Source organism: Brevibacterium sp. JSBI002, from assembly GCF_026013965.1.
In the GTDB taxonomy this organism is placed as follows: Bacteria; Actinomycetota; Actinomycetes; order Actinomycetales; family Brevibacteriaceae; genus Brevibacterium.
On sequence record NZ_CP110341.1, the window covers coordinates 2,199,655 to 2,223,342 of the forward strand.

At 64.3% G+C, this 23,688-nt stretch carries 15 protein-coding genes, 1 tRNA gene and 1 pseudogene; 5 read left to right on the top strand and 12 right to left on the bottom strand.

Features of this window, described 5'->3' with window-relative positions; all coding sequences use genetic code 11:
* Positions 1 to 19: 19 nt before the first annotated feature.
* Genes LJ362_RS10070 through gcvH form a run of 4 tightly spaced genes read right to left on the bottom strand, consistent with a single transcriptional unit; the run spans position 20 to position 3,431 of the window.
* Complete coding sequence (locus LJ362_RS10070; RefSeq protein WP_264798914.1) at positions 20 to 1,414, bottom strand: class II 3-deoxy-7-phosphoheptulonate synthase; 1,395 nt, start codon at positions 1,412 to 1,414, stop codon at positions 20 to 22.
* Positions 1,415 to 1,424: 10 nt separating this feature from the next.
* Complete coding sequence (locus tag LJ362_RS10075) at positions 1,425 to 1,910, bottom strand: bifunctional nuclease family protein (protein ID WP_101546269.1); 486 nt, start codon at positions 1,908 to 1,910, stop codon at positions 1,425 to 1,427.
* Positions 1,911 to 1,920: 10 nt separating this feature from the next.
* Positions 1,921 to 3,027 carry an FHA domain-containing protein gene (locus LJ362_RS16945; RefSeq protein ID WP_320109115.1) on the bottom strand — a complete coding sequence of 369 codons (1,107 nt, stop codon included), beginning with the start codon at positions 3,025 to 3,027 and terminating at the stop codon, positions 1,921 to 1,923.
* Complete coding sequence (gene gcvH / locus LJ362_RS10085) at positions 3,027 to 3,431, bottom strand: glycine cleavage system protein GcvH (RefSeq protein ID WP_264798915.1); 405 nt, start codon at positions 3,429 to 3,431, stop codon at positions 3,027 to 3,029. Before gcvH ends, LJ362_RS16945 begins: the two co-directional genes overlap by 1 nt.
* A gap of 230 nt (positions 3,432 to 3,661) precedes the next feature.
* On the opposite strand from gcvH, the gene LJ362_RS10090 reads away from it, so the two are divergent.
* Positions 3,662 to 3,738: transfer RNA gene (locus LJ362_RS10090), tRNA-Pro, on the top strand.
* A gap of 189 nt (positions 3,739 to 3,927) precedes the next feature.
* Here the strand turns inward: LJ362_RS10090 and LJ362_RS10095 are convergent.
* The 4 genes from LJ362_RS10095 to LJ362_RS10110 all read right to left on the bottom strand — a co-directional run bounded on the left by LJ362_RS10095 (position 3,928) and on the right by LJ362_RS10110 (position 8,594).
* Positions 3,928 to 5,100: an MFS transporter gene (locus LJ362_RS10095; protein ID WP_264798917.1), complete on the bottom strand. Its 1,173-nt coding sequence runs from the start codon at positions 5,098 to 5,100 to the stop codon at positions 3,928 to 3,930.
* Entirely contained in the window at positions 5,097 to 6,488 is a 1,392-nt protein-coding gene (locus tag LJ362_RS10100; RefSeq protein ID WP_264798919.1) for a sodium:proton antiporter, read from the bottom strand. The genes LJ362_RS10095 and LJ362_RS10100 overlap by 4 nt, the downstream gene beginning before the upstream one ends.
* Before the next feature lie 235 nt (positions 6,489 to 6,723).
* The gene (locus tag LJ362_RS10105; protein WP_264798920.1) at positions 6,724 to 7,227 is read right to left on the bottom strand and encodes a DedA family protein; all 504 of its coding nucleotides are present in this window, start codon (positions 7,225 to 7,227) and stop codon (positions 6,724 to 6,726) included.
* Positions 7,228 to 7,379: 152 nt separating this feature from the next.
* The gene (locus LJ362_RS10110; RefSeq protein ID WP_264798922.1) at positions 7,380 to 8,594 is read right to left on the bottom strand and encodes a metal-dependent hydrolase family protein; all 1,215 of its coding nucleotides are present in this window, start codon (positions 8,592 to 8,594) and stop codon (positions 7,380 to 7,382) included.
* Between the two features lie 256 nt (positions 8,595 to 8,850).
* Here LJ362_RS10110 and LJ362_RS10115 point away from each other — a divergent pair, with 256 nt between their 5' ends.
* Together LJ362_RS10115 and LJ362_RS10120 are read left to right on the top strand one after the other, a co-directional pair.
* A complete protein-coding gene (locus tag LJ362_RS10115; RefSeq protein WP_264798924.1) occupies positions 8,851 to 12,804 on the top strand; it encodes a Pls/PosA family non-ribosomal peptide synthetase in 3,954 nt (1,317 codons plus the stop codon).
* Complete coding sequence (locus LJ362_RS10120; protein WP_264798925.1) at positions 12,740 to 14,260, top strand: M1 family metallopeptidase; 1,521 nt, start codon at positions 12,740 to 12,742, stop codon at positions 14,258 to 14,260. The genes LJ362_RS10115 and LJ362_RS10120 overlap by 65 nt, the downstream gene beginning before the upstream one ends.
* Positions 14,261 to 14,364: 104 nt before the next feature.
* On the opposite strand, the gene LJ362_RS10125 is transcribed toward LJ362_RS10120, so the two are convergent.
* Together LJ362_RS10125 and LJ362_RS10130 are read right to left on the bottom strand one after the other, a co-directional pair.
* Positions 14,365 to 15,249: a GNAT family N-acetyltransferase gene (locus tag LJ362_RS10125; protein WP_264798927.1), complete on the bottom strand. Its 885-nt coding sequence runs from the start codon at positions 15,247 to 15,249 to the stop codon at positions 14,365 to 14,367.
* Positions 15,246 to 16,562 (bottom strand): MATE family efflux transporter, encoded by a 1,317-nt coding sequence (locus LJ362_RS10130; protein WP_264798928.1) that lies wholly within the window; start codon positions 16,560 to 16,562, stop codon positions 15,246 to 15,248. Before LJ362_RS10130 ends, LJ362_RS10125 begins: the two co-directional genes overlap by 4 nt.
* A 341-nt stretch (positions 16,563 to 16,903) precedes the next feature.
* Between LJ362_RS10130 and LJ362_RS10135 the strand changes: the two genes are divergently transcribed.
* Complete coding sequence (locus LJ362_RS10135; RefSeq protein ID WP_264798930.1) at positions 16,904 to 19,822, top strand: HNH endonuclease signature motif containing protein; 2,919 nt, start codon at positions 16,904 to 16,906, stop codon at positions 19,820 to 19,822.
* 191 nt (positions 19,823 to 20,013) lie between these two features.
* Here the strand turns inward: LJ362_RS10135 and LJ362_RS10140 are convergent, their stop codons facing one another.
* The gene (locus tag LJ362_RS10140) at positions 20,014 to 21,213 is read right to left on the bottom strand and encodes an acetyl-CoA C-acyltransferase (RefSeq protein WP_264798932.1); all 1,200 of its coding nucleotides are present in this window, start codon (positions 21,211 to 21,213) and stop codon (positions 20,014 to 20,016) included.
* Between the two features lie 51 nt (positions 21,214 to 21,264).
* Positions 21,265 to 22,006: pseudogene (locus LJ362_RS10145) on the bottom strand (SDR family oxidoreductase).
* A 447-nt stretch (positions 22,007 to 22,453) separates the two neighbouring features.
* Here LJ362_RS10145 and LJ362_RS10150 point away from each other — a divergent pair.
* Positions 22,454 to 23,668 carry an ABC transporter substrate-binding protein gene (locus LJ362_RS10150; RefSeq protein ID WP_264798934.1) on the top strand — a complete coding sequence of 405 codons (1,215 nt, stop codon included), beginning with the start codon at positions 22,454 to 22,456 and terminating at the stop codon, positions 23,666 to 23,668.
* Positions 23,669 to 23,688 lie beyond the last annotated feature (20 nt).

Consider the following 23,688-nt stretch of genomic DNA (forward strand, 5'->3'; position numbering starts at 1 on the left):
GCTCTGTCAGTTGTGGCGGTTACTGCCGGCGAGTGAGGTACTCGGCGACCTGGAACGCCATCTCCAGCGACTGATCGTGGTTGAGGCGCGGGTCGACGAGGGTCTCGTAACGGCGACGCAGGCCCTCGTCGTCGATCTCGGTGGCCCCGCCCATGATCTCGGTGACGTCATCGCCGGTGAGTTCGATGTGCAGTCCACCGGGGATCGTGCCCGCATCGCGGTGGGCGTTGAAGAATCCCTCGACCTCGGCCATCACATCTTCGAAGCGGCGGGTCTTGTACCCGGTGTTCGAGGTGATCGTATTGCCGTGCATCGGGTCGCAGACCCATGTCACATGCGGCAGACGGTCGCCGACGCCTTTGAGCAGAGCAGGCAGCGACTCACCGATCTGACCGGCACCCATGCGGGTGACGAAGGTCAGGCGGCCGGGCTCGGCGTCCGGGTCGAGCTTCTCGGCCAGGGCCAGGGCGTCATCAGACGTAGCAGTGGGGCCGAGCTTGACGCCGATGGGGTTGCGCACCTTGGACAGGAAGTCGACATGGGCACCGTCGATCTCGCGGGTGCGTTCGCCGATCCACAGGAAGTGGCCGGACACGTCGTAGGCTTCACCGGTGCGTGAGTCGATACGAGTCAGTGCACGTTCGTATTCGAGCAGCAGCGCCTCGTGGGCGGCGTAGAACTCGGTGGTCTTGAGCGCATCGAAGTCGGCTCCGCAGGCATCCATGAAGCGGATGGCACGGTCGATCTCGGCAGCGGTCTGCTCGTAGCGCTGGTAGCCGGGGTTCGATGCGAGGAAACCGCGGTTCCAATCGTGGACGAAACGCAGATCGGCGAAGCCGCCCTGGGTGAACGCACGGATGAGGTTCAGCGTGGAAGCGGAGATGTGGTACGCCTTGAGCAGACGCTCGGGTTCGTGGCGGCGGGATTCCTCGGTGAACTCGTAGCCGTTGACGATGTCGCCGCGGAACGACGGCAGGGTGACTCCGTCACGGGTCTCCATGTCGGCGGAGCGCGGCTTCGCGAACTGACCGGCCATGCGGCCGATCTTCACCACGGGCATCGATCCGCCGTAGGTGAGCACGGCCGCCATCTGCAGAACCGTCTGCACACGAGCCCGGATCTTGTCCGCCTGGGCTCCGTCGAAGGATTCGGCGCAGTCGCCGCCGGCGAGGACGAAGGCTTCTCCGCGCGAAGCTGCGGCGATCCGCTGCTTGAGCACATCGGCTTCACCGGCGAAGACCAGCGGAGGTGAGTTGCGCAGATCGGTGAGCACCTCGTCGAGCGCGGCACTGTCGAGATACGTCGGCTGCTGCTTCGGATCCATCTCTCGCCAGTCGTCGAGACCGCGGAGATTGTCGTGGCCGGCAGCGGCGATTTCTCTGTTGGACAAGACCGGATCGGTGTGGAGACTCAATGTTTCACTTTCATGGGTTTTCGGTACCGGTCTCGAAGTCCTCGGCCGACACATTGTCGAGGAAGTCTCTGAACTGTGCGACTTCCTCTTCATCGGCCTCGGGAGCTTCGATTCCGGACTCTTCAAGCAATTGTGTTTCGACGAACACGGGGCAGTCGGCTGTCAGCGCCAGAGTCACCGCGTCCGAAGGGCGCGCGGAGATCGACTTCCCGTCATTCGTGTGCAGCTCTGCCAGGAAGATCTGACCGTCCTTGCCGGTGATCGTCACATCCTGCAGCTCGGCCCCGTACTTCTCGAGGACGTCGAGGAGCAGAGCATGTGACATGGGGCGCGGCGGGGTCAGTCCCCGCTGCGCGATCGAGAGCGCATTGGCCTCGATCGCACCGACCCAGATCGGCAGATAGTAAGCAGGTTCGCTGGCCTTGAGCAGCAGAATCGGTTGGTTGGCGGGCATTTCGATGCGGACGCCGACAACCTCGACTTCGACTTTTGACATTATCCCCCGGTCAGGAGCGCGGACGCTGCTGGAAGATCATTCGGAACTTGCCGATCTGCACATCGGCTCCGTTCTGCAGTTCGATGGAGTCGATGAGCTGACGACCCACATAGGTGCCGTTGAGCGAGCCCGTGTCGCGCAGAGTGAACCCGCTGGGTGTGCGGATGAACTCGGCATGCTTACGCGAGACGGTGACGTCATCGAGGAAGATATCGGCGTTCGGGCTGCGGCCCACAGTGACCACGTCCGTGTCGAGCAGGATCTGCGAACCGGAGTCCGGTCCGGAGACCACGACGAGCAGAGCATCGGCATCCTGCAGACCGTCGAGGTCGGGAACCGGGTGGATCTCACCGGTGTGCGGATCCAGGATTCCCTGGAACTGCTGGCTGCCCGAATCGTTCATCGCGTCCTGTCCGCCGTTCCTCGGCGCGCCCTGCGGCTGACCGGACTGAGGCTGACCGTACTGGCCGGGGCCGGGCTGGCTGCCCTGCTGCTGATTGGGATCGAACTGGCCGTACTGGCCGGCCCCGTTCGAACCGTACTGCTGCTGGCCGCCCTGCTGCGGATAGTTCTGCTGCTGACCTTGGCTGCCCTGAGGCTGCGCGAACTGGCCGGCACCATTGGAGCCGTACTGCTGCTGACCCTGGCCGCTCTGCGGCTGGCCGTAGTTCTGCGGCGGATACTGATTCTGCTGAGGCTGATACTGCGGTTGCCCCTGGCTGCCCTGACCCTGTCCGGCATACGGCTGATTCGCCGGCTGCGACGCACCATAGTTCTGTCCGCCCTGCGGGGCACCGCCGACCTGCTGACCGTTGCTGTACTGCTGGCCGCCGTGAGGCGTGCCACCGTAGTTCTGGCCGCCCTGCGGCGTTCCGCCGTGGTTCTGGCCGTTGCCGTACTGCGGTGCCTGCGGGGCGCCGTCGGCAGGCTGCTGACCGTAGGGAGGAGTGTTCCCCTGACCGTTCTGGTCGACCTGAGGATTCATCCGAGTCGCCGACTCGTCAGCGCCGTTGCCGTTTCCGGCTCCGAACGGGAACTTCTTCGACTGCGGGACCTGTCCGTTGTCATACCAGGGCTGCGAGGGGGTCGGACGATTCTGATCGTGGTTCTGCGACATTACGGCTCCTCGCTCTGAATGAGCTCTTTGTACGCTTCGCTGTCCATCAGCGATTCGAGCTGTGCGGGGTCACTGAGTTCGACGAGGTACATCCACCCGTCTTCGAAGGGAGACGAGTTCACGGTCTCCGGTGAATCGTCGAGTGAGTCGTTGACCTCTGTGACGGTCCCCGACACAGGTGCGATCAGGTCGGAGACACTCTTCGTGCTCTCGACTTCGCCGCAGGACTCCCCTGCGGTGACCGAATCCCCGGTTTCAGGCAGGTCGACATAGACGACGTCACCCAGCTGTTCCTGGGCGAAATCAGTGATACCCACACGGACTACTGCGTTGTCTTCCGTGGTCGCAACCCACTCGTGGTCGCGCGAGTACCGCAAAGACACTGGATAATCCAGATCTGCCATGTCGACTCCTCTAGTTTGTCGGTGTACCAAGCATAGCCGCCTGGGCCACCTTCATAACAATCACGAAACGGAAATGTTACTGAGTCACCCTGTCAGGCATCTGCACGTCCCGGTTCTTCGGTATCTACCTGGGATGATACCTGTTTTTCGAAGGTCACGGAACGCGGTTTTGGCAGTTGGCCACTGATCGGTATAAGCTAGTTCTCGTTGCCCACGAGGGAGTACGGTAACGGGCTATGGCGCAGCTTGGTAGCGCGCTTCACTGGGGGTGAAGAGGTCGTGGGTTCAAATCCCGCTAGCCCGACCACCGGGGTCACCACCCGCCTTCAATAGAATGTGTCGCCACTTCGCTGAGACGAAGGAGCGGCACATTTTTCGTTGCCCGCAGCTATGAGACCCGCGTTGCGGCGTCGCCTATCCAGCTCAGGTCAGGAGACTCAATTCGAGCCAGGGAACATCCCCCAGTCCGAGCCAGGGAACTTCCCGCCCACATCCGTCAAGCCCGATGCACGTCCAAGCGGTCTGCAAAGACCACAGTCACGAGTCCGACGAGCACGAGGATGCCGAGTCCCCACCGCAGTCCCGCTCCCGTGGCGACGACCCCGACCAGCGGACTCGTCCCGAGGTATCCCACCCGCATCAGCCAGTTCACCAGAGTCACTCCCCCGGCACGGCCGACCCCGGGCAGACGACCTGCCGCTCCGAGTGCGCCGGGCACGAGCGTCGCTGAGCCGAATCCGAGTGCTCCCATCGCAACGAGCAGCAGACCGGGTTCTTGGGCTGCGATGACGCCGACTCCGCCGACGGCGATGAGTCCGCCCCCGAGGCGGGCGATCCGACCGACCCCGAACCTCATCACGAGCACGTCCCCGCTGAATCGTCCGAAGCATTGGCTGCCGATGACGACGCTGAAGGCGATCCCCGCCGAGGCGGCCGGAAATCCCGCGAATTCGACCGCGGCCAGCCCCGCCCAGTTGTTCGCAATGTCTTCAACCGTGGCCCCGCAGATCGCGACGATCGCCAAGGGCAGCGCAGCCCAGAGGACCATCCGTTTCGATCGCCCCACGGCTCCGTCTCCGCTACGGCATTCAGGTGCGGCGTCGGAATCGGCGACCCGCCTGGGCGAGGCATAGTCTCCGATCAGTCGGCGCCCCACGATCGTGATGACCACGGCCGCGACGCCGATGAGCCCCAGCCATATTCGCATGTCGGCACCGGAGCTGGCGGCCGCAGTTGCGGCGGCTCCGCTGAGCAGACCGCCGAGGCTCCACAGCGCATGCATCGACGACAGGATCGTGCGTCCGGCCCGCTCCTGGACGGAGATGCCGACGACGTTCTGCGCGACATCGACGATCGCATCGCAGCATCCCAACAGGAGCAGGCAGATCGCCATCATCACGCCGTTGACCGACCACGCCGTCGCCGAAGCGGCCACACCGAGCAACACCGTCCCGCCGATGACGACGCGGTGGGCTCCGAATCGGGCGATGAGAGCGGCGGGCAGAGCCGAGGACAGCAGCGATCCGACAGCGAAGCAGGCGACGACGAGGCCGAACTGCCAGGAGCTCAATCCGAGTCGGTCGACGAGCAGCGGATACCACGGCAGGAGGGCGGCGAAGACGGCGCCGTTGCCGGTGAAGTAGAGGCCGACCCCGGCCGCGGCCCTCATTCTGCCTTCACGGCTTTCGCCGCGCGCAGGTCACGCCCGGCCTGCCCGAGGATCACGAGCGCGACCAGGACTCCGAGCAGAATCCACCACAGTGAACCGGTCATGAAGATGAGCGCCATCGAGGCGAGGATCGGCGCCAGACGGCGCAGCGACCACCACACGTAGCCGCCGAAGCTCGGCATCGCCACGTACGCCGATTCTGCGACGGACTTGACCATGAAGTTCGGTCCGTTGCCGATATACGTGATAGCTCCACCCATGACGGCGCCGAGCGAGACCGCGATGAGCAGCGTTTCGGGCACTCCCGCCACCTTCGGTTCGCCCGGCACCTGGGCCGCCATCTCGAAGAAGGTGACATAGGTCGGAGCATTGTCGAGGACGGAGGAGAGGCCTCCGGTGAAGATGAACAGGGAGATCTCGCCCAGCGGGATCTTGTGGGCGACCTGCCCAAGGTACTGCAGGGCGGGCATCATCGTGAGGAAGATGCCGATGAAGAGCGATCCGACCTCGAGGATCGGCGTCCAGGTGAACTTGTTGAGGTTGAATCGAGCACCGCGGTCACCGCTGAGGAACGACGCCACCGCGGAGCCGAGCATGACGAGCTCACGCCACGGCACGAAGTCCGAGGCGCTCGCATGTCCTGTTTCGATCGCATGCATGTCGACCGAGGGGATGAACGCGACGGCCACGATGATGATCGCGAGGAACAACAGACCGCTGGCGCCGCGCAGACCGAGCTTCGTCGCATAGTCGGCATCTTTGGCCAGCGCCTCGGCCGGTTCCTTCGCGTACATCTTTGAGTCGAGGGTGAAGTAGCTGATCAGCAGCAGAGCGTTGACGAACAGCCAGTACGGCCAGAGCCCGAATGTCCATTCGAAGGGCACGCCGCGCAGCATGCCGAGGAACAGCGGCGGGTCGCCCAGAGGCGTGAGCAGACCGCCGCAGTTCGCGACGATGAAGATCGTGTAGATGACGGTGTGGGTGCGGTGCCTGCGGTCTTGGTTCGTGTTGAGGATCGGGCGGATGAGCAGCATCGCCGCACCCGTGGTGCCGATGAATGAGGCGAGCACGCCGCCGACGGCGAGGAAGATCGTATTGTTCCGAGGTGTCGCCTTGATGTCGCCGACGAGGAAGATCCCGCCCGAGGCGACGAAGAGGCTGCCGATGAGCATGATGAATTGGAAGTACTCGAGCAGCGCGTGGATGACGGTCGTCGTCTCTCCACTGAGCAGGAACCACACGGCGATCGGCACACCGAGGATGAGCGCGACGATGAGCTTGACGAGGTTGCGATCCCAGATCTTCTCCGTGGCCGGAATGAGCGGGAGCACCGCGATGCACACGAGCAGCAGAACGAACGGAATGATGCTCCACCAGGCCACGACCATCCGGGACTCCTTTACTCACTCTTGACGAGCAGGCTCGTCCAGTCGACGTTGACGCTGTCTTACTCTACTGAACTCGCACAGCGCATCGGGCCATGGTCGGACACACGGACTCAGCTTGCCGAATGGACACAGTGAGCCGCGGGCGAGGATCATCAATTTCGCCGAGGCGGCCCGTCAGTCGGCAGGGGTGCCGGTAAGTCAGCAGGGGTGCCGATCAGTTCGCCGAAGCAGCCGGTCAGTTCGCCGAGGCGGAGGTCGACTCCTCGGCGGGAGTGCGATCCTTGCGCAGTCCGATGAGAAGACCGCCGATCGCGACGACGAAGACGAGGCCGAGCCCGACGGTGAGTCCCGGTTCGGCTTGGTAGGCCTTGGCCACTGCTTTGAAGCCGAGGAACCCGACGGTCGAGTAGATGAGTGCCCACAGCGATCCGCCGACGGCGAGCGCCGGGACGTAGCGGCGGTAGCGCATCCCCGTGGTTCCGGCAGCCAGATTGACCACTGACTGCAGTCCGACGGTGAGGAAGCTCAGAGCCACGACGGGCGCCCCGAAGCGGTCGATGGTGTCTTCGGCACGCCGGTACTTAGGTCCGGCCATGATCTTCTCGACCCGGTGGAACTTGCGGATTCCCTTGCGGGCGAAACGGCCGAGGAGGAAGGTGCCGCCGGCGCGGACGACGATGATGCCGAACATGATCAGCCATGTCACTGCGATCGGAAACGACCAGTCGAGCGGGTTCATCGTCGGGGCGCACTCCTCTCTCTGGGCATTCCGCTGTGCGGACGCACTGCGGCTTCACGGATCGGTCGCTCCCATCATAGCCCCATTAGGTTAGGTTTCCCTCACAGGGCGGCCGGTCGAGACCGATCTCACCCACCGAGGCGGTGAACCGCTCAGACGAGCCCACCATCGAGGTAGACCGCGTTGACCCGGTTCTCGATTCCGCGGACGTCGGCGGTGCGCAGGTCGCCGTCCACGACGACGAGGTCGGCCAGTCCGCCCTCGCTGATTCGGCCGACCCGATCGTCTTCGAGCAGGCGGGCGGCCACGGAGGTTCCGGCGGCGAGCGCCTCCGTCGTGGACAGTCCCACCTCGGCCAGCAGGCTGATCTCTTCGAGGTTCTCCCCGTGCGGTCCGACTCCGGCATCGGTGCCCAGCGCGATCGGTATTCCTGCTTCGTTGGCCCGGCCGATCGACTCCTGGTGGGCGTCGACGACGCGACGGGCCTTGTCCACGACGGAGGCGGGCAGTCCGGCACCGGCGTCGGCGGCTTTGATGACGGCCTGCGGGGCCTGCAGGGTCGGGACGAGGTAGGTGCCGTGCTCACACATGAGGTCGATGGCTTCGTCGTCGAGATAGATTCCGTGTTCGATCGAACGCACCCCGGCGCGCACGGCGTTCTTGATTCCCGGTGCGCCCTGCGCGTGGGACATCACATGCGCGCCTTGGGCGGCCGCCTCGGCGACGATGACGGCGATCTCGGCTTCGGTGAACTGGGAGTGGCGCGGATCGTCGCGTGGGGAGAGCACTCCCCCGGTCGAGCAGATCTTGATGTGGTCGGCCCCGGCCCGCAGCAATTCGCGGGTCTTCTTCTGCACCTCTTCGAGTCCGTCGGCGACGCCCGAGGGCCGGCCGGGGTGCGGGGCCAGGAAAGGAGACTCCGCCCCGGAGACGAGGTGGAAGTCTCCGTGGCCACCGGTCTGGGACATGATGTTGACGGCGATCGTCAGCCGCGGCCCGCACACCACACCGGTCTCCACGGCCACCTTCGCACCGAGGTCGGTGCCTCCGGCATCGCGCACGGTCGTGACTCCGCCCTTGAGGGTGGCCTCCATATTCTTCACGGAGTCATAGAACTGGAGCGAGAACGGGTCGTGGAAGTTCGAGGTGGCTGCCGCTCCGCTGCTCGTGAGGTGGACGTGACAGTCGATGACTCCGGGGATGATCGTCTTCCCCGTGCAGTCGATGTGGTCGTCTCCGGCGTTGTGCGAACCCTGCCCTCCTTCCGCCACCGAGGCGATCCGTCCGCCGTCGATGACGACGTCCCGGGTGCCAGGCAGGAAGCGGGTTCCGTCGAAGACCGTGGCGTGGGTGAGAACTGTGACCATGGGCGTGCTCCTCATCGTTGAAAATCAGCTGGTCGACCGTGGATGGCCGTCTCCTCACATCTATCACGGACGACCGCTTCGTGACGATCAGTGCGGTGACTGGGAGAACGGTGGCTTAAGATCAGACATCGGAACCGGAATGCGCACAGTTCGCGCCCCGACCCGTGTTCACGTCCGCGACACCTTCTTGGGTTATGGTCACCGGCGGCGCCGGTCGGCCCGGCGCCGATCAGCTCCCGAACGACCCGGAAGACACGTGAGAGAATACGCACCGCAGTTCCCGTCCCCCGTACGGCCCCGTGAGGACCGCACCCTCATCGACGTCCTCCTCGAGTCGGCCGCCGCGCATCCCGATCAGCCGGCCCTCGACGACGGCGCACGGGTGCTCAGTTACTCGGAGCTCATCACCGCGATCCGCGATCTCGCGCTGAAGATGGCCGAAGCCGGGATCGGTCCCGGTGACAAGGTCGGCGTCCGTGTCCCCTCAGGATCGGTGGATCTGTATCTGGCGATCCTCGCCACGCTCATGCTCGGCGCGGCCTACGTTCCCGTCGACGTCGACGACCCGGATGAGCGGGCGCGCACCGTGTTCACCGAGGCGGCCGTGACCGGAGTGGTGACCGCCGGACCACACATCGAGTCCCGCACCGACCGTGGCCCTCTCGACCGTTCCGAGCTGCGGTCCCCCACTCCCGATGACGACTGCTGGGTGATCTTCACCTCCGGGTCGACGGGCACTCCGAAGGGCGTTGCCGTCACCCACTGTTCGGCAGCGGCATTCGTCGACGCCGAGGCAGCCCTGTTCTGCGTCGAGGAGCCGCTGGGTCCCGGCGATCGCGTCCTCGCCGGACTGTCCGTGGCCTTCGACGCCAGCTGCGAGGAGATGTGGCTGGCGTGGCGGAACGGCGCGTGCCTGGTCCCCGCCCCGCGTGCGCTGGTGAAGTCCGGGATGGATCTGGGCCCCTGGCTGTCGTCGCGGCAGATCACCGTCGTCTCGACCGTTCCGACCCTGGCCGCGTTGTGGCCGGCGGAGAGTCTCGACAATGTCCGTCTCCTCATCTTCGGCGGCGAGGCGTGTCCGCCCGAGCTGGGGCGCCGGCTCAGCGATGACGACCGCGAGGTGTGGAACACCTACGGGCCCACCGAGGCGACGGTCGTCGCCTGTGCCGCCATGCTCGACGGATCCGAACCGGTGCGCATCGGCCTGCCGCTCAAGGGCTGGGACCTGGCCGTCGTCGATGCCGAGGGCACGCCCGTCGCCGAAGGTGAGACCGGTGAGCTCATCATCGGCGGAGTCGGACTGGCCCGCTATCTCGATCCGGCCAAGGACGCCGAGAAGTTCGCTCCCATGCCGAGTCTCGGCTGGGAGCGGGCGTACCGATCTGGAGATCTCGTCATCAATGATCCGGCAGGGCTGATCTTCGTCGGCCGCGCCGACGAGCAGATCAAGCTCGGAGGCAGGCGCATCGAGCTCGGCGAGATCGATGCTGCACTGCAGGCCCTGCCCGGTGTCGAAGGTGCCGCCGCGGCGGTGAAGAAGACCGCAGCCGGTACAGACGTCCTCATCGGCTACCTGGCCCCCGGTGCGGGTTCGGGCGAGGCCGATCTTCCCGCCTGGGAGGCCCGACTGCGTGACGAACTGCCGGCCGCGCTCGTTCCCCGTCTGGCTCTCGTCGAGGACCTGCCCACGAAGACCTCGGGCAAGGTCGATCGCAATGCTCTGCCCTGGCCGCTCGATGACGGCGCCGATGCGGCCGGGTCCGATGAGGTCTTCGACGCGGACACGGAATGGGTTGCCGAGCAGTGGGCCGCGGTCCTCGGTGCCCGGCCGGGCAGAGATTCGGACTTCTTCACCGCCGGCGGCGGTTCCCTGGGCGCGGCGCAGCTCGTCTCCCGGCTCCGCACCCGCCATCCCAGCGTCACCGTCGGCGATATCTACGCCCATCCTCGCTTCGGCGCCCTGTCCAGGCTCTGCCGCGGCGAAGAAGGGTCCGGCATCGGACCGACGGGACCCAAGCGCACGATCACACGGACCTCCCGGGGGATGCAGGCCTTCCAGGTTCTGCTCGGGATTCCGGTGCACATCCTCGGCGGGGTCCGATGGGTGGTGCTGGCGATGCTGGCGGCCAATATCGGGGTCGGACTCGGCGCGGATCTGCCGCTGACTCCGTGGCCGGTCGTCGCCGTCCTCTTCCTCGTCTTCGTCACCGCCTGGGGACGGATGCTCATCTCAGCCGGAGCAGCGCGTCTGCTCATGATCGGAATCCGGCCCGGGGACTATCCGCGCTCGGGCTGGGTGCACAAACGGCTGTGGCTGGCCGAGCACATCGCCGATCTCGCTGCGGCAGTCTCGGTGGCGAGCGCACCCTGGGTGACCTGGTATGCGAAGCTGCTGGGCAACCGCATCGGGCCCGATGCCGATCTGCACTCGGTGCCGCCGGTGACCGGTTTCCTCACCCTCGGCGAGGGTGCGGCGGTCGAACCCGAGGTCGATCTCAAGGGCTGGTGGGTCGACGGCGATCTGCTGCGCATCGGACGAATCGACATCAGTCGCAATGCCACGATCGGCGCCCGGTCGACGCTCATGCCCGGCGCCGAGGTGGGGGTCGGCGCCCTTGTCGAAGCCGGATCCGCAGTGACCGGTCGGGTTCGGAAGAACCAGATCTACTCGGGTTCGCCGGCCGTTCGCGTCGGGAAGGCGAAGAAGTCCTGGCCCGCTCCCCCGCCCAGGCGGCGTCTGCCGTTCCTGTTCTATGCCGTCGGCTCCCAGATCAATGCGCTTCTGCCGTATCTCTCTGTGGTACCGGGCGTCGCCTTGATGCTCGCCGTCTCCGGGATCGAGGTCGTTGAGTCACCCTGGCTGCTGGTGGCGTGGTCACCGGTGGTGGCCTGTCTGTGGTTCTTCACCACTGCACTGTTCATCCTCATCGCTGTGCGGCTCCTGGCGATCGGCATGGAGGAGGGAGAGTTCCCCGTCCGCTCGGCCCGCGGTTACCGGGTGTGGGCGACGGAGCGGCTGCTCGACATGGCGCGGGACCTGCTGTTCCCCCTCTACGCTTCGATGCTCACCCCGTGGTGGCTGCGCCTCCTCGGCGCGAAGGTAGGGCCGGGCACTGAGATCTCCACGGTCGTCTTCGTACCGAAGATGACGACGATCGCGGCCGGTGCCTTCCTCGCCGATGACACGATGGTCGCCAGCTACGAGCTCGGCCATGGCTGGATGCGGGCCGGCCGAGCGAAGGTCGGCAAACGTGCCTTCCTCGGCAACTCGGGAATCGCCTCTCCCGGTCGCAGGGTGCCGAAGAACTCCCTCGTGGCGGTGCTCTCGGCGGCTCCGGCGAAGGCGAAGAAGGGATCGTCGTGGCTCGGCTCTCCCCCGGTGCAGCTGCGCCGCGCCGCCGTGGAATCCGACGAGTCGCTCACCTATGCCCCGACCTTCGGGGTCAAGGCCGCTCGTGCCTTCTGGGAGACCCTCCGGATCTCCTCGATCATCGCCGGCGGTGTGCTCATCACCGCTGTCGTGCTCACCATCTGGTTCCTCCTCGGTCTGCCTGGCGGGGTGGCCGCTCAGTCGACGACGTTCATCGCCTCCGTGCTGCTGGCCCTGCTCACCTCGGGGATCGTCATGATGGCCGCCGGTGCCGTGGCGGCGGGACTGGCCGTGGCCGCGAAATGGATCCTCGCCGGACCGATCCGGCCCGGGGAGCATCCTCTGTGGTCGTCATTCATCTGGCGCAACGAGGTCGCCGACTGCTTCGTCGAACTCGTGGCCGCCCCCTGGTTCGCCCGGAACGCCGTGGGCACTCCTGCCATCGTGTGGTACCTGCGGGCGATGGGTGCGAAGATCGGTCACGGCGTATGGTGCGAGTCCTACTGGCTGCCGGAGGCCGACCTCGTCGATCTCGGGGACAACTCGACGGTCAACCGCGGCTGTGTGGTCCAGACTCACCTGTTCCATGATCGGGTGATGAGCCTCGATACCGTTCAGCTCGATCCCGGTGCCACTTTGGGGCCCAACAGCGTCATCCTCCCAGCCTCCACCCTGGGCGAGAACGCCACGGTGGGAGCGACGTCGCTGGTCATGCGCGGCGAGTTCGTGCCGGCCCATGCCTACTTCAGCGGCAATCCTGTCATACCCTGGGTGGATGCCCCAGAACTTCCCGCGCTCGAAGAAGACGGCCTCCATGAAGCAGGCCGATCGCATGCTTGATTCCTATACCCAAGGCGTCGGCAACGCCGACCTTCGCATCGACCACTACGATCTCGACCTCGACTACCGAATCGGTCCGAACCGTCTCTCGGCCAGGGCGGTACTCAAAGGTCGAGTGCTCACGGACACCTCGTCGATCGTCCTCGACCTCACGGGCCTGCGGGTGACCAAGGCCAGCGTCAACGGCAAGAAGGTCCGCTTCTCCGCGCAAGGGAAGAAGCTGCGACTGACCACCCCTGCGCTGAAGAGCGACAAGCCGGTGGTCATCGACATCAGCTACACGGGCAATCCGGAACCGGCGATCGGCACCTGGGGCGATGTCGGTTGGGAGGAGCTCGAAGACGGGGTGCTCGTGGCCGGTCAGCCCGTCGGTGCCTCGACCTGGTTCCCGTGCAATGACCATCCGTCGAACAAATCCCAGTACAGGATCTCGGTGCTCGTCGAGTCCGAGTACACGGTGGTGTCCAATGGGTCGCTGACGAAGAAGACCCGCAAGGCCGGACGGACCCGCTGGACGTATGAGTCGGCGACTCCCTTGGCGACCTACTTGGCGACGGTGCAGATCGGTCGCTACAAATACGGGCAGATCCCGTTGAGTTCCGGAACCTCGGGGTTCGGTGCTGCGATGCGGGGCGCGGCGAAGGATGCCGTTGCCGGCTCGGCCAGAGATGCCCTCTCCAGCGCCGTCCGAGGAGTCACCGGCCCTGCCGGCAAGGACGTGTCTGTTCACGATTCGTCGGGCAAGCGTACAAGGCACAGCCGGACCGAGTCCCCTGTTCCCCTCGGCGTCTACGCCGACGATCATTGGGATGTGGCCGTCGAGCGCCTCGGCGTCCAGCACGGAATGATGAATCTGTTCATCGAACGCTTCGGCCCGTACCCGTTCGACGTCTACGACGTGGTCGTGACCGATGATGTGCTCGAGATCCCGCTCGAGTCGCAGCCGCTGTCCGTGCTCGGGCCCAATCATCTTGGGCCCGAGTGGGAGGCCGAACGTCTCGTCGCCCACGAGATGGCCCACCAGTGGTTCGGGAACTCGCTCACGCCGTCCCGGTGGAAGGACATCTGGCTCAACGAGGGCTTCGCCTGCTATGCAGAGTGGCTGTGGTCGGAGGAGTCCGGGCGTGCGAGTGCCGATGAGCGTGCGCGGCAGTGGTGGGACGAGCTGTCCGCTCAGCCGCAGGACATCATGCTCGGTGATCCGGGAGGGCCGGACATGTTCGACGACCGCGTGTACAAGCGCGGCGCACTCTGTCTGCATGCCCTGCGCCTCGAACTCGGCGATCCAGATTTCTTCACCGCAGTCGGCGAGTGGACGAAGCGGTACCGTCATTCGTCGGTGAGCACCGGGGAGTTCATCCGCTGCGTCTCGGAGGCGGCAGCCCGTGACATCGCCGAGGTGGTCCGCCCCTGGCTCGAGGAGCTGGAGCTCCCGAAGCTGCCGGAGCTTCAGTAAGGGCCTGGCTGCGCCTCAGCAGGGTTCGGCCGCGCCTCGGCTGGGACTGGCACGCTTCAGCCGAGACCGGACGCTCCTCGGCCGAGTTCGCCCGTGCTTTTCTCTCAGCCGAGCTTGCGAACGAGCACGTCCGAGTCGCCGTTGCGTCCGACGGACACGAATCCGTGGTCGGCGTAGAGTTTCGCCGCCCCATTGCCGTCTTCGACGGACAGGCTGACCGCGGGGAAGCCGCTCATCCGCGCCAGAGCACAGACCGTGTCGAGAAGGGCGCCGCCGATTCCCTGCCCCTGGTGGTCGGGCAGCACTGCCATCGAGAGTTCAGGGATGTCGGCCGCCACCCAGCCATATCCGGTGAAAGGCATCTGGTCATCCGTAGGCGTCAGATCGGCGGCCGTGGTCGATGCGGTACCCTCGTCTGCTCCACCAACCGCGGGGCTTTCTCCGGCTGACTCGGCGTAATCAGCGCCCTTCACAGCCCGTGAATCGTGCTCGACTTCGTCTGCCGCATCCTCGGGCACAACTTCGCTGCGGACGACCTCGTTGCCGGTCTTATCCAGGGCGGCGGCGAAGTCTTCGCCCACCCGCTCATCGGCTTTGCCGACAACGTCGTCGATATTCGCCAGTCGCACCCAGGCGAGGCCGACGATCGGTGACTGCGCATCGGCTTCGGCATGCGCGGCGACGGCGATGTCTCCCTCGCGTCCCCAGCCGCGGTAGTAGAAGACGGCGTCGCTGCGGTATCGGAGGTCCTCGAGTTCGATTCGGGCCCTGTCCATCGACCAGTTGAAGCACAGGTCGAGGAACGGCAGGAAGGTCTCGTCATCGGTCTCGGCCGGGAGCGGACGGATCCGTCCGCGCAGGGAGGCGGCGGCCGCCTCGGCGGTGGTGTCCTGCGAATCAGCTGTGGGGTTTTGCGAATCGGCGGTGGTGTCCTGCGAATCTGCGGAAATGTTCTGCGAATCATGAGCGTCAGTGTGTGCAGCGTTCATGAGATTCCTTTCTCGACGGCGCGTTCGATCCACGCCCGGTTACGTACTCGCCAGCCCAGTGTCAGGGCGCGGAAACCGACGAATCCGATGCAGAAGCCGGCCCAGAGCCCGGGTGCTCCCGGCCAGATGTTGATGATCGGAATGAGCAGAATCGCGTATCCGATCACAGCGACCAATTGTGCCAGAGCCAGATACTTCGCGTCCTCAGCTCCCATGAGCACTCCGTCGAGGACGAAGACGTACCCGGCGATCGGCATGCTCAGGGCGAGGACCGGCAGGAGCGCGGCCAGGGCCGTGACCACCGCCGGGTCGGAGGCGAAGGCGCGGGGGATGATTCCGGAACCTGCGAACAGGACGACACCGACGACGATGCCGAAGACGATCCCCCACAAGCACAGGCGACGGTTGATCGCGGCAACCGCCTCGGTGTTCTTCGCCCCCAGCTCGAGGCCGATCATCGCCTGGCCCGCGATGGCCAAGGAATCGAGGGCGAGCGCAAGGGCGAAGAAGATGCTCTGAGCGACCTGGATCGCGGCGAGGTCCGTCGTGCCCATTGCGGTGGCCAGGAAGACGAGGAGGATGAGGGCCGCGCGCAGCGAGGCGTTGCGCACCAACAGCCATCCGGAGGTCTTCGCCGAGGTGAACACGCCTGTCCAGTCAGGGCGGATGCTGGCGTGGAGGCGACGCGCCGCGCGGATGGAGATGGTGAGGTAGACCGCGCACATTCCGGCCTGCGCGATGACCGTGCCCATCGCCGATCCCGCGACTCCCATGTCGAGGCCGTAGATGAAGATGGCATTGAGGCCGATATTGGCGATGCAGCCGGCGGCGGCGACGACCAGCGGGGTCTTCGTGTCCTGGAGTCCGCGCAGCAGTCCGGTGGCCGCGATGACCATGAGCATGAATGGCAAGCCCCACCATGAGATCGCCAGATAGGAGTGTGCTCCCGCGGTGATGGTCGGATCCGGGCCGAACGCTTCGACCGCCGTATTCAGAAGGGGCAGTCCGATGATAATGAGCAGGACGGAGGTTCCCAGTGCCAGCCAGATTCCGTCGAATCCGGCCGTGATCGCGCCCGGCCGGTCCCCAGATCCCATCCGTTTCGCCACCCGCGGTGTGGTGGCATAGGCAAGGAAGATCATCAGACCGAGCACCGTCTGCAGGATCGTCGAGGCGATCGCCAGCGATCCCAGAGCACCGGCACCGAGGTGGCCGACCATGGCCGTGTCAGTGAGCAGGAAAATGGGTTCGGCGATCAGGGCTCCGAGTGCGGGAAGGGCCAAACGGAGAATGTCTTTGTCGATCGCTGCCACGTCCCCGATTCTAGCGAACCGGTCTCGCTGGGCCCGAGTGCCGAGGATCGCCCCTGCGCGAACGGGGGCCTCCAGGTTTCCAGGTTCCGAGGATCGCCCCTTCGCGAAGGCGGGCTCACCTCGATCGCACTGTCGTGTCAGTGCCGAACTGTAGAGTCAGAGGACAAACAGATCAGTCTCGATTATTTTGATAGCGAATTGGTTTTGATCTATCCTATTAGATTTTCTGTTCTATTTGTAATCGCATTGTTACATCAATTTATAGCGACAGATCATATAATTGAGATAGGCGACTTTCCTGGTGACTGGCTTCCACAGAGGCGTGGAGAGGTGAGAGACCGATGAAGAACATCGGAGACAGCGACGGACGGGTATTCGGCCTGCCCGCCGCTCCCCCTGCGGAGGCGGAAGGCCGAACTCTGTCCCAGTTCCGCCGCGCTCATGGACTTCGCGTGGAGGTCGCCGAGGATTACGAACTCGTCGACCTGCTGGATGCCTATACGCGGAGCAGCCTCGCGCAGGTCAATTCCCTTATCGCCACCAGTCATGTCGTGGCGCAGGACGTCGCCTACGCTCTCGGGCTCAAGGACGGTCAGCTCGACGCGGTCTACGAGTTCGCGTCGTTCACGGAAACGTCGACCCGTTACTCCTCTCCAGAATCACGCAGCACAATTGCCGCTCGCCACGAGAGGAAGGCTCAAACCGAAGCAGCCGACAGCAGCCCCGTCACGCGCCAAGGCATCAGCGCCGAAGCCATCGACCAGAAGACCTGCGCCGTCGACATTCCTTCCGAGGATCTCTTCTCCACTCGCAGGACCTGGACCAACAGAGAGAATCTGGCATGGACCCAGGCTGTGGCTCAGGTCGAAGCGGAATCTGGAACGGAAATCGGCGTCAGCGCCGGTCCGAAGAAGGACCGCGCCGCCGGTCGCCGCCTCCGCCGAGTCCGGAAGTTGGCCGAAGAGCTCTTGTCCGACCCCGCACTGCTGCCGGACTTTCCCGGTTTTGACCCGGAACTGACTTTCTTCACATGGCTGCGCGGCAGCATCGAGCCGACCGAAGCAGGCGTGTACTCAAGTCTCCTCGGCACGACCACGAGCAAGTCGCTTCAACACATGACCTCGTCGATGACGCTGGCACATGGTCTTCCGCGGTTCCTCAAGCGCTGCCTGGCTGGAGACTTCACGATCGAATATGTCGACTGTGTGACTCGTGCATGCCGCGACCTGCACTTCAAGCATTTGCCTGCGATGGACGACTACCTGGCGCACAGGCGCGCCGACATCACGATTGAGACTTTCAAGCGCTCGCTCGCCCTGCACATTGCAGTGCTTCAACCGAGTGAGGATACGTTGAAGAGTGTTTCGCTGCGTCGCCGAGTTGACTTCTGCACCGGTGACGACGGAACTGCCTACCTCACGCTGACCGGTCCCGCCCCGGAGCTTCAGGCCTGCTTCAGGAGGCTCGATGCTTTCGCTCGTGCAGTGCATAAGAACAATACAAGTGCGTTCTCGAGCCAGCTCAAGGCAGGTGACTGCTTTGAGGAGGAGCGTTCGGTCTCCGCTCTGATGTTCGACATCCTCACGCGCACCCGTCCTCAGCTGAAGCTGCGCATCATCAGCACGAACGAGGCAGACGGCTCGTCAACGAGCTCCGACTTCTCCCTCGACGGCCTCTTCGCCGGCCCCGAGGGCATCCCGATGCACGAAGGCGAGGCCCTGCTCGACTACATCGAGCGGGTATTCGACGATATGGACACGAACGGTGACGAGGCACCGCCGCAGACTGCGTCGGCCGATTCGGGAGCCACAGCAGAGAGCGTACCCAGCCCCAAGGCGCCGATCACTCCGGCAGGACGCACTTTCGAGTCCCGGCTGCTCGAGGCCATCCTCAGCAGCAACAGCACGACCAATCACAACACGGCCGATTCGCTCTCGGCCCTCATCGGCTCGCGTGCGGACGGAGCCCGCCCCGCCGCCGAGGGCACCGCTGCTGCAGCAGCCGGCGCTGTCGACGCGTTCGGCAAGCCCATCCTCGATGCCGGCGAGCGCCGCATCAGCTTCGAATTCCTCCTGGATATGCCGACCAGCGAGTATTGGCTGGCGAATCAGGCGAGCACATTTATCACTGTTCCTCTGCTGACGCTGCTCAGCCAATTCCAGTCGGAAGACGGCAGTCCTCCGCTGCCGCCCACGGATCCCCCGGGTGCACCACCGGCGAGCAGCGAACCCTCAGGTGCACCGCCGCCGACGACGGACGCCTCAGCTCCCCCACTTCCCCCCGAGTCACCAACACCCCCGATCACCCCAACAGCGCAGCCCACAGGCCCTGACGTACCGCTAACCTCAAGTGAGGTGTGTGATCTGGCGGGCATGCTTCCAAACGGGTCGCCGATCCCTGCCGACATGGCACGACGAGTCGCCGGCTACTCCACCACGTGGACCAGGCTGCTCACCGACCCGGCGTCCGGAACACCTGTCGACGCGAAGGCAACGTCCTACGCGATTCCCAACAGCGTGCGCAAAACTCTCGTCGCCCAGTTCGTGACGTGCACATTCCCCGGGTGCACACAGCCCGCTGAAGTGACAGAGGTCGACCATATTGATCCGTTCAATCACTCCGACCCGACCCAAGGTGGCCTCACCCGCTTCGGAAATCTCCACTGCCTGTGCAAGGCCCACCACCTGCAGAAGACCAACGGCAATTTCGACGTGCGGATGACCGAGCCCGGCCACCTGGAGTACGTCTTCCGCCAGGGTGTCACCGCGGAGGTCATCTCCCCGGACAACCCCATCAGCGTCGAACATGCCCGGCTGTTCCTCGAACGATTCGGCAGTGGCCTGTCCCGACAGGACCGAGCAGTCACACCGGAGCAGTCGAGCGCTGAGGATCTGCTTGAACACGAGTATGTTCCGGGGCCCGAGCGCGATTCTGACATCGAGCGAGAACCTGACGTTGGCCGTGGATCTGACGCGGAGCCGCCTAGTGCTCACGCTGAGCCATCTATTGCTGACGGCGGTAGGGCAGATGCGGACCACCCTGTTCCCGGCGACCGGAAACAGGCGAGGGAATGCCCGGAACCAGCGGCAGCTGCCGGAACCCCCGGCTGGAGAGAACTCGTTGCCGGGGATCTCTACACATTCACACCGAAGCCTGCGACGTGCACCCCCGATCAAGCATCTGGCGCCGGGCAAGCGGACGAGGACAACTCCGAGCTGCGCGACTGGTTCTGGGACTCGGGCGAACCTCCGCCGTTCTGAGGCGGCATTCATCCGGCGAGACGAGGAGCACCGCTTCACCCGGGCCTCACAGTGACGAAGATCCACCTCACGTGTTTGTCAGACACAACGAAGGCCGACGCCACTCGGATCAGAATCGATCCGAGTACCGTCGGCCTTCTCAGCTCAGCGGCATAGTTTCATTGTTCCGGCTCAACGGCTGGCTGAAACCCTCAGCAGACTTCGAACAGTGCGGCAGCGCCCTGCCCGCCGCCGATGCACATCGTGACGACGGCGTACTTCACTCCGCGGCGACGTCCTTCGATGAGTGCGTGTCCGACGAGACGAGCGCCGGTCATCCCATAAGGATGCCCGACGGAGATGCCACCGCCGTCGACGTTGTACTTCTCCGGGTCGATGCCAAGCCGATCACGGCAGTACAGTGCCTGCACGGCGAACGCTTCGTTGAGTTCCCACAGGCCGATATCGTCGATCGACAGACCATGGGTCTTCAGGAGCTTCGGAATGGCGAAGACGGGACCGATGCCCATTTCGTCCGGCTCGCAACCGGCCACAGCCATACCGCGATAGATGCCCAGCGGTTCGAGTCCGCGTCGGCTGGCCTCATCGCCCGACATGACCACCGAAGCGGATGCTCCGTCGGAGAGCTGAGAGGCGTTGCCGGCGGTGATGCTCGGAACCTTCGATGCGACACCAGGCTCGAGCACGGGGTTGAGTCCGGCCAAGCTCTCAAGAGTCGTCGACGGGCGGTTTCCCTCGTCGGCTTCGAGCAGCACATCCTGACGCGAGGTCTCCTTCGTCTCCTTGTCGACGACGACCTTCGTCGTCGGCAGGGGCACGATCTCGTCATCGAACCGTCCGGCTTCCTGAGCGGCGGCCGTACGCTGCTGCGAGGACATAGAGTACTCGTCCTGAGCCTCACGGCTGACACCGTAGCGTTCGGCAACGACCTCGGCGGTGGCCAGCATCGGGTAGTAGATGCCCGGAATGCGTTCTTCAAGCCACGGATCCTTGGCCCGGAACGTATTCATCTTGTCGTTCTGGACCAACGACACCGACTCCACGCCACCGCCGACGGCGATCTCCTGGCCGTCGAAGAGGACCTGCTTCGCCGCGGTCGCAATGCCCATCAGCCCGGACGCACACTGCCTGTCGATCGACATTCCCGGAACCGTCACAGGAAGGCCGGCTCGCAGCGCTGCCTGACGAGCGACATTCGTACCTTGGCTGCCCTGCTGGAGGGCGGCACCGAAGACGACATCCTCGACCTCTCCGCCTTCCAGACTGGCACGCTCCACGGCGTGCTTGATGGCGTGGCCGGCCAGCTCCTGAGCCTGGGTGTCGTTGAACGCACCACGGTAGGCCTTGCCGATCGGCGTGCGCGCCGTCGACACAATGACTGCTTCTCTCATGGGACTCACCTTTCGAAGATGTTCGTGAACTTGTCGTGAGGACGGTGGCGATCAGTCCTTCGGACCGCCAGCGACGTAGATGACCTGACCGGAGACGAACCCGGCACCCTCGGAGGCGAGGAACGACGCGGTGTGGGCGATGTCCTCGGGCTTGCCCGATCGTGCCACGGGAATCTGCTGGACCGAGGCTTCGACGAATTCCTCGAAGCCCATACCTACGCGCTCGGCGGTGGCCTTGGTCATGTCGGTTTCGATGAAGCCGGGAGCGATGGCGTTCGCGGTGATGCCGAACTTGCCGAGCTCGATCGCCCAGGTCTTCGTGATTCCCTGGATACCGGCCTTGGCGGCTGAGTAGTTCGTCTGTCCGCGGTTGCCTGCGCAGAGGTGGAGGACATCGAGATGATGCGGCCGAACTTCTCTTCGACCATGTACGACTGCACGGCCCGAGCCATGAGGAACGCTCCCCCGAGGTGGACGGAGAGAACCTTGTTGAACTCCTCGTGAGTCATTTTGAACAGGAGGTTGTCACGCAGGATCCCTGCGTTGTTGACCAGAACGGTCGGCGCGCGAGGGTCTCGGCGACCTGCTTGACCGCAGCGTTGACCGAGTCCTCATCAGAGACATCGGCTTCGAGGCCGAGCGCTTCGCCGCCGGCTTCCTTGATGGCGGCAACGGTCTCATCGGTGGGGCCCATATCAAGAACGGCGACCTTGAGTCCGTCGGCTCCGAGTCGCTTGGCGATGGCGGCTCCGATGCCGCGGCCCCCACCTGTGACGATTGCTGTACGAGTCATGAACAAGCTCCTAAAGATGATGTTGCGTCATTGCCGTGGCGAACCGAGTGTTCGGCTGCGGTTCGTGGCTGCACCGGAACCGATGTGACACAGCTCTCCCATGCAGCTAAGGCCACTGTAGACCAATTCCGTTACTGAACGATTGTTTGCTCACCTTTCAGACATATAGCCGGGTCCAGCGCCTCAAAATCTCGACGCCGTTCTGCGAAGCTCCGCTCGCAAGCACCCCGACCTCGCCTTATGCTCTCCGCGCCTGGGTCAGCCCCGAAGATTATCGAACGTTCAAAAATCTAACCCAAAACCATTGACTTCACCAGGGTGATTTGGAATTGTTCACATCAGTCGAAGTCCATTACGGATTGCCGACGACTCCGAGCACCGTCACTGACGACGGCTCGGGCAACGTGTGGAGCAAACGTGTTCCAAGAGCTTTTCAAAGGAGAAAAGATGAACTCTATCTCGCGAAGTCGCCGCCGCAGACTCTCGGCAGCCGCAGTTTTGGGAGCAATCGCATTGACTGCCACAGCCTGCGGAGGCGGTGGTGGCTCGGGTGAGGGCGACACGGTCGTCATCGGCTATACCGGACCGCTCAGCGGAGGTGGCGCTGCGTACGGCGAGAATGTGAAGATCGGTCTCGAAATGGCCATCGACGATCTCAATGCAGACGGCGTAGAGGTCGACGGCAATCCCGTGACTCTGGAGTTGAAGTCCCTCGACGACAAATACGCACCATCCACCGCCGCTAGCAATGCTCAACGATTAGCAGATCAGGACAAGGCGCCGGTCGTCGTCTCCCCGAACGCCGGAGCCATCAAGGCGATTCAGCAGATCAACAGCGGCAGGTCGAACTTCCTCATCTCCGCCTACACCTCTGACCCGGCAATCGTGCAGGCCGACAACCCTCTGACGATGATGATTCCTCCGAACTTCGAGTCCTATGCCGAGGAATTCTCCGAAACTGCCATGGAGCACGGAGGCAAGAAGCTCGCTCTGCTCGGAACTCAGAGTGAGTACGGACAACAGTGGACCAAGTCGATCAAGGATGCGTGGAGTGAGGCCGGTGGGAAGATCGGAGGCGACAACAGCGTCGACTACGCCACCGTGTCCGACTTTGCGGGCCCCGTCTCGAAAGCCCTGTCAGAGAAGCCCGATGCCATCTTCGTCGGCGGACCTTCCCAACCGACAGCGCTGATCATGGAGGAAGCTCGAAAGCAGGGCTTCAAGGGCAGCTTCCTCGTCATGGACCAGGCGAAATTGGATGAAATGGCCACGGTGACGAAGCTCGACAATCTCAAGAATTCGGTCGGAGTCCTGCCGGTCTCCGAATATGAGGATCCCGGTACCGAGGACTTCCTGAAGAAATTTGCCGAGAAGGCCGGAGAGAAGAAGGTTCCGACCAGTGAAACGGCGCTGAACTATCAGGGTATTGCGATCATCGCGAAGGCGATGGAGACTGCGGGGACAACCGACGATCCCGAGAAGATTCGCGAAGCCATCAGTGAGGCACTGCCTGAGGTCGATGACAAGTACAAGGTCAATGGCTTCCCCGACGAGATCACGGAGCAGGGTCACCTCCTCAATCCCAACCTGGAAGCAACCTTCCTCAACGAGGACGGCGAATACACCAAGGTGCCGATCAAACAGGTATCCGACGACAAGTAATCTCCGTCAGCGGCCATTCT

What these genes read in the sequence shown, in the direction of transcription:
- LJ362_RS10105 (WP_264798920.1), bottom strand. Translation starts at nt 7,227, where the DNA reads ATGAACCCGCTCGACTGGTCGTTTCCGATCGCAGTGACATGGCTGATC.
- LJ362_RS10135 (WP_264798930.1), top strand. Translation starts at nt 16,904, where the DNA reads ATGAAGAACATCGGAGACAGCGACGGACGGGTATTCGGCCTGCCCGCC.
- LJ362_RS10120 (WP_264798925.1), top strand. Translation starts at nt 12,740, where the DNA reads ATGCCCCAGAACTTCCCGCGCTCGAAGAAGACGGCCTCCATGAAGCAG.
- LJ362_RS10095 (WP_264798917.1), bottom strand. Translation starts at nt 5,100, where the DNA reads ATGAGGGCCGCGGCCGGGGTCGGCCTCTACTTCACCGGCAACGGCGCC.
- LJ362_RS10150 (WP_264798934.1), top strand. Translation starts at nt 22,454, where the DNA reads ATGAACTCTATCTCGCGAAGTCGCCGCCGCAGACTCTCGGCAGCCGCA.
- LJ362_RS10110 (WP_264798922.1), bottom strand. Translation starts at nt 8,594, where the DNA reads ATGGTCACAGTTCTCACCCACGCCACGGTCTTCGACGGAACCCGCTTC.
- LJ362_RS10100 (WP_264798919.1), bottom strand. Translation starts at nt 6,488, where the DNA reads ATGGTCGTGGCCTGGTGGAGCATCATTCCGTTCGTTCTGCTGCTCGTG.
- LJ362_RS16945 (WP_320109115.1), bottom strand. Translation starts at nt 3,027, where the DNA reads ATGTCGCAGAACCACGATCAGAATCGTCCGACCCCCTCGCAGCCCTGG.
- gcvH (WP_264798915.1), bottom strand. Translation starts at nt 3,431, where the DNA reads ATGGCAGATCTGGATTATCCAGTGTCTTTGCGGTACTCGCGCGACCAC.
- LJ362_RS10075 (WP_101546269.1), bottom strand. Translation starts at nt 1,910, where the DNA reads ATGTCAAAAGTCGAAGTCGAGGTTGTCGGCGTCCGCATCGAAATGCCC.
- LJ362_RS10140 (WP_264798932.1), bottom strand. Translation starts at nt 21,213, where the DNA reads ATGAGAGAAGCAGTCATTGTGTCGACGGCGCGCACGCCGATCGGCAAG.
- LJ362_RS10125 (WP_264798927.1), bottom strand. Translation starts at nt 15,249, where the DNA reads ATGAACGCTGCACACACTGACGCTCATGATTCGCAGAACATTTCCGCA.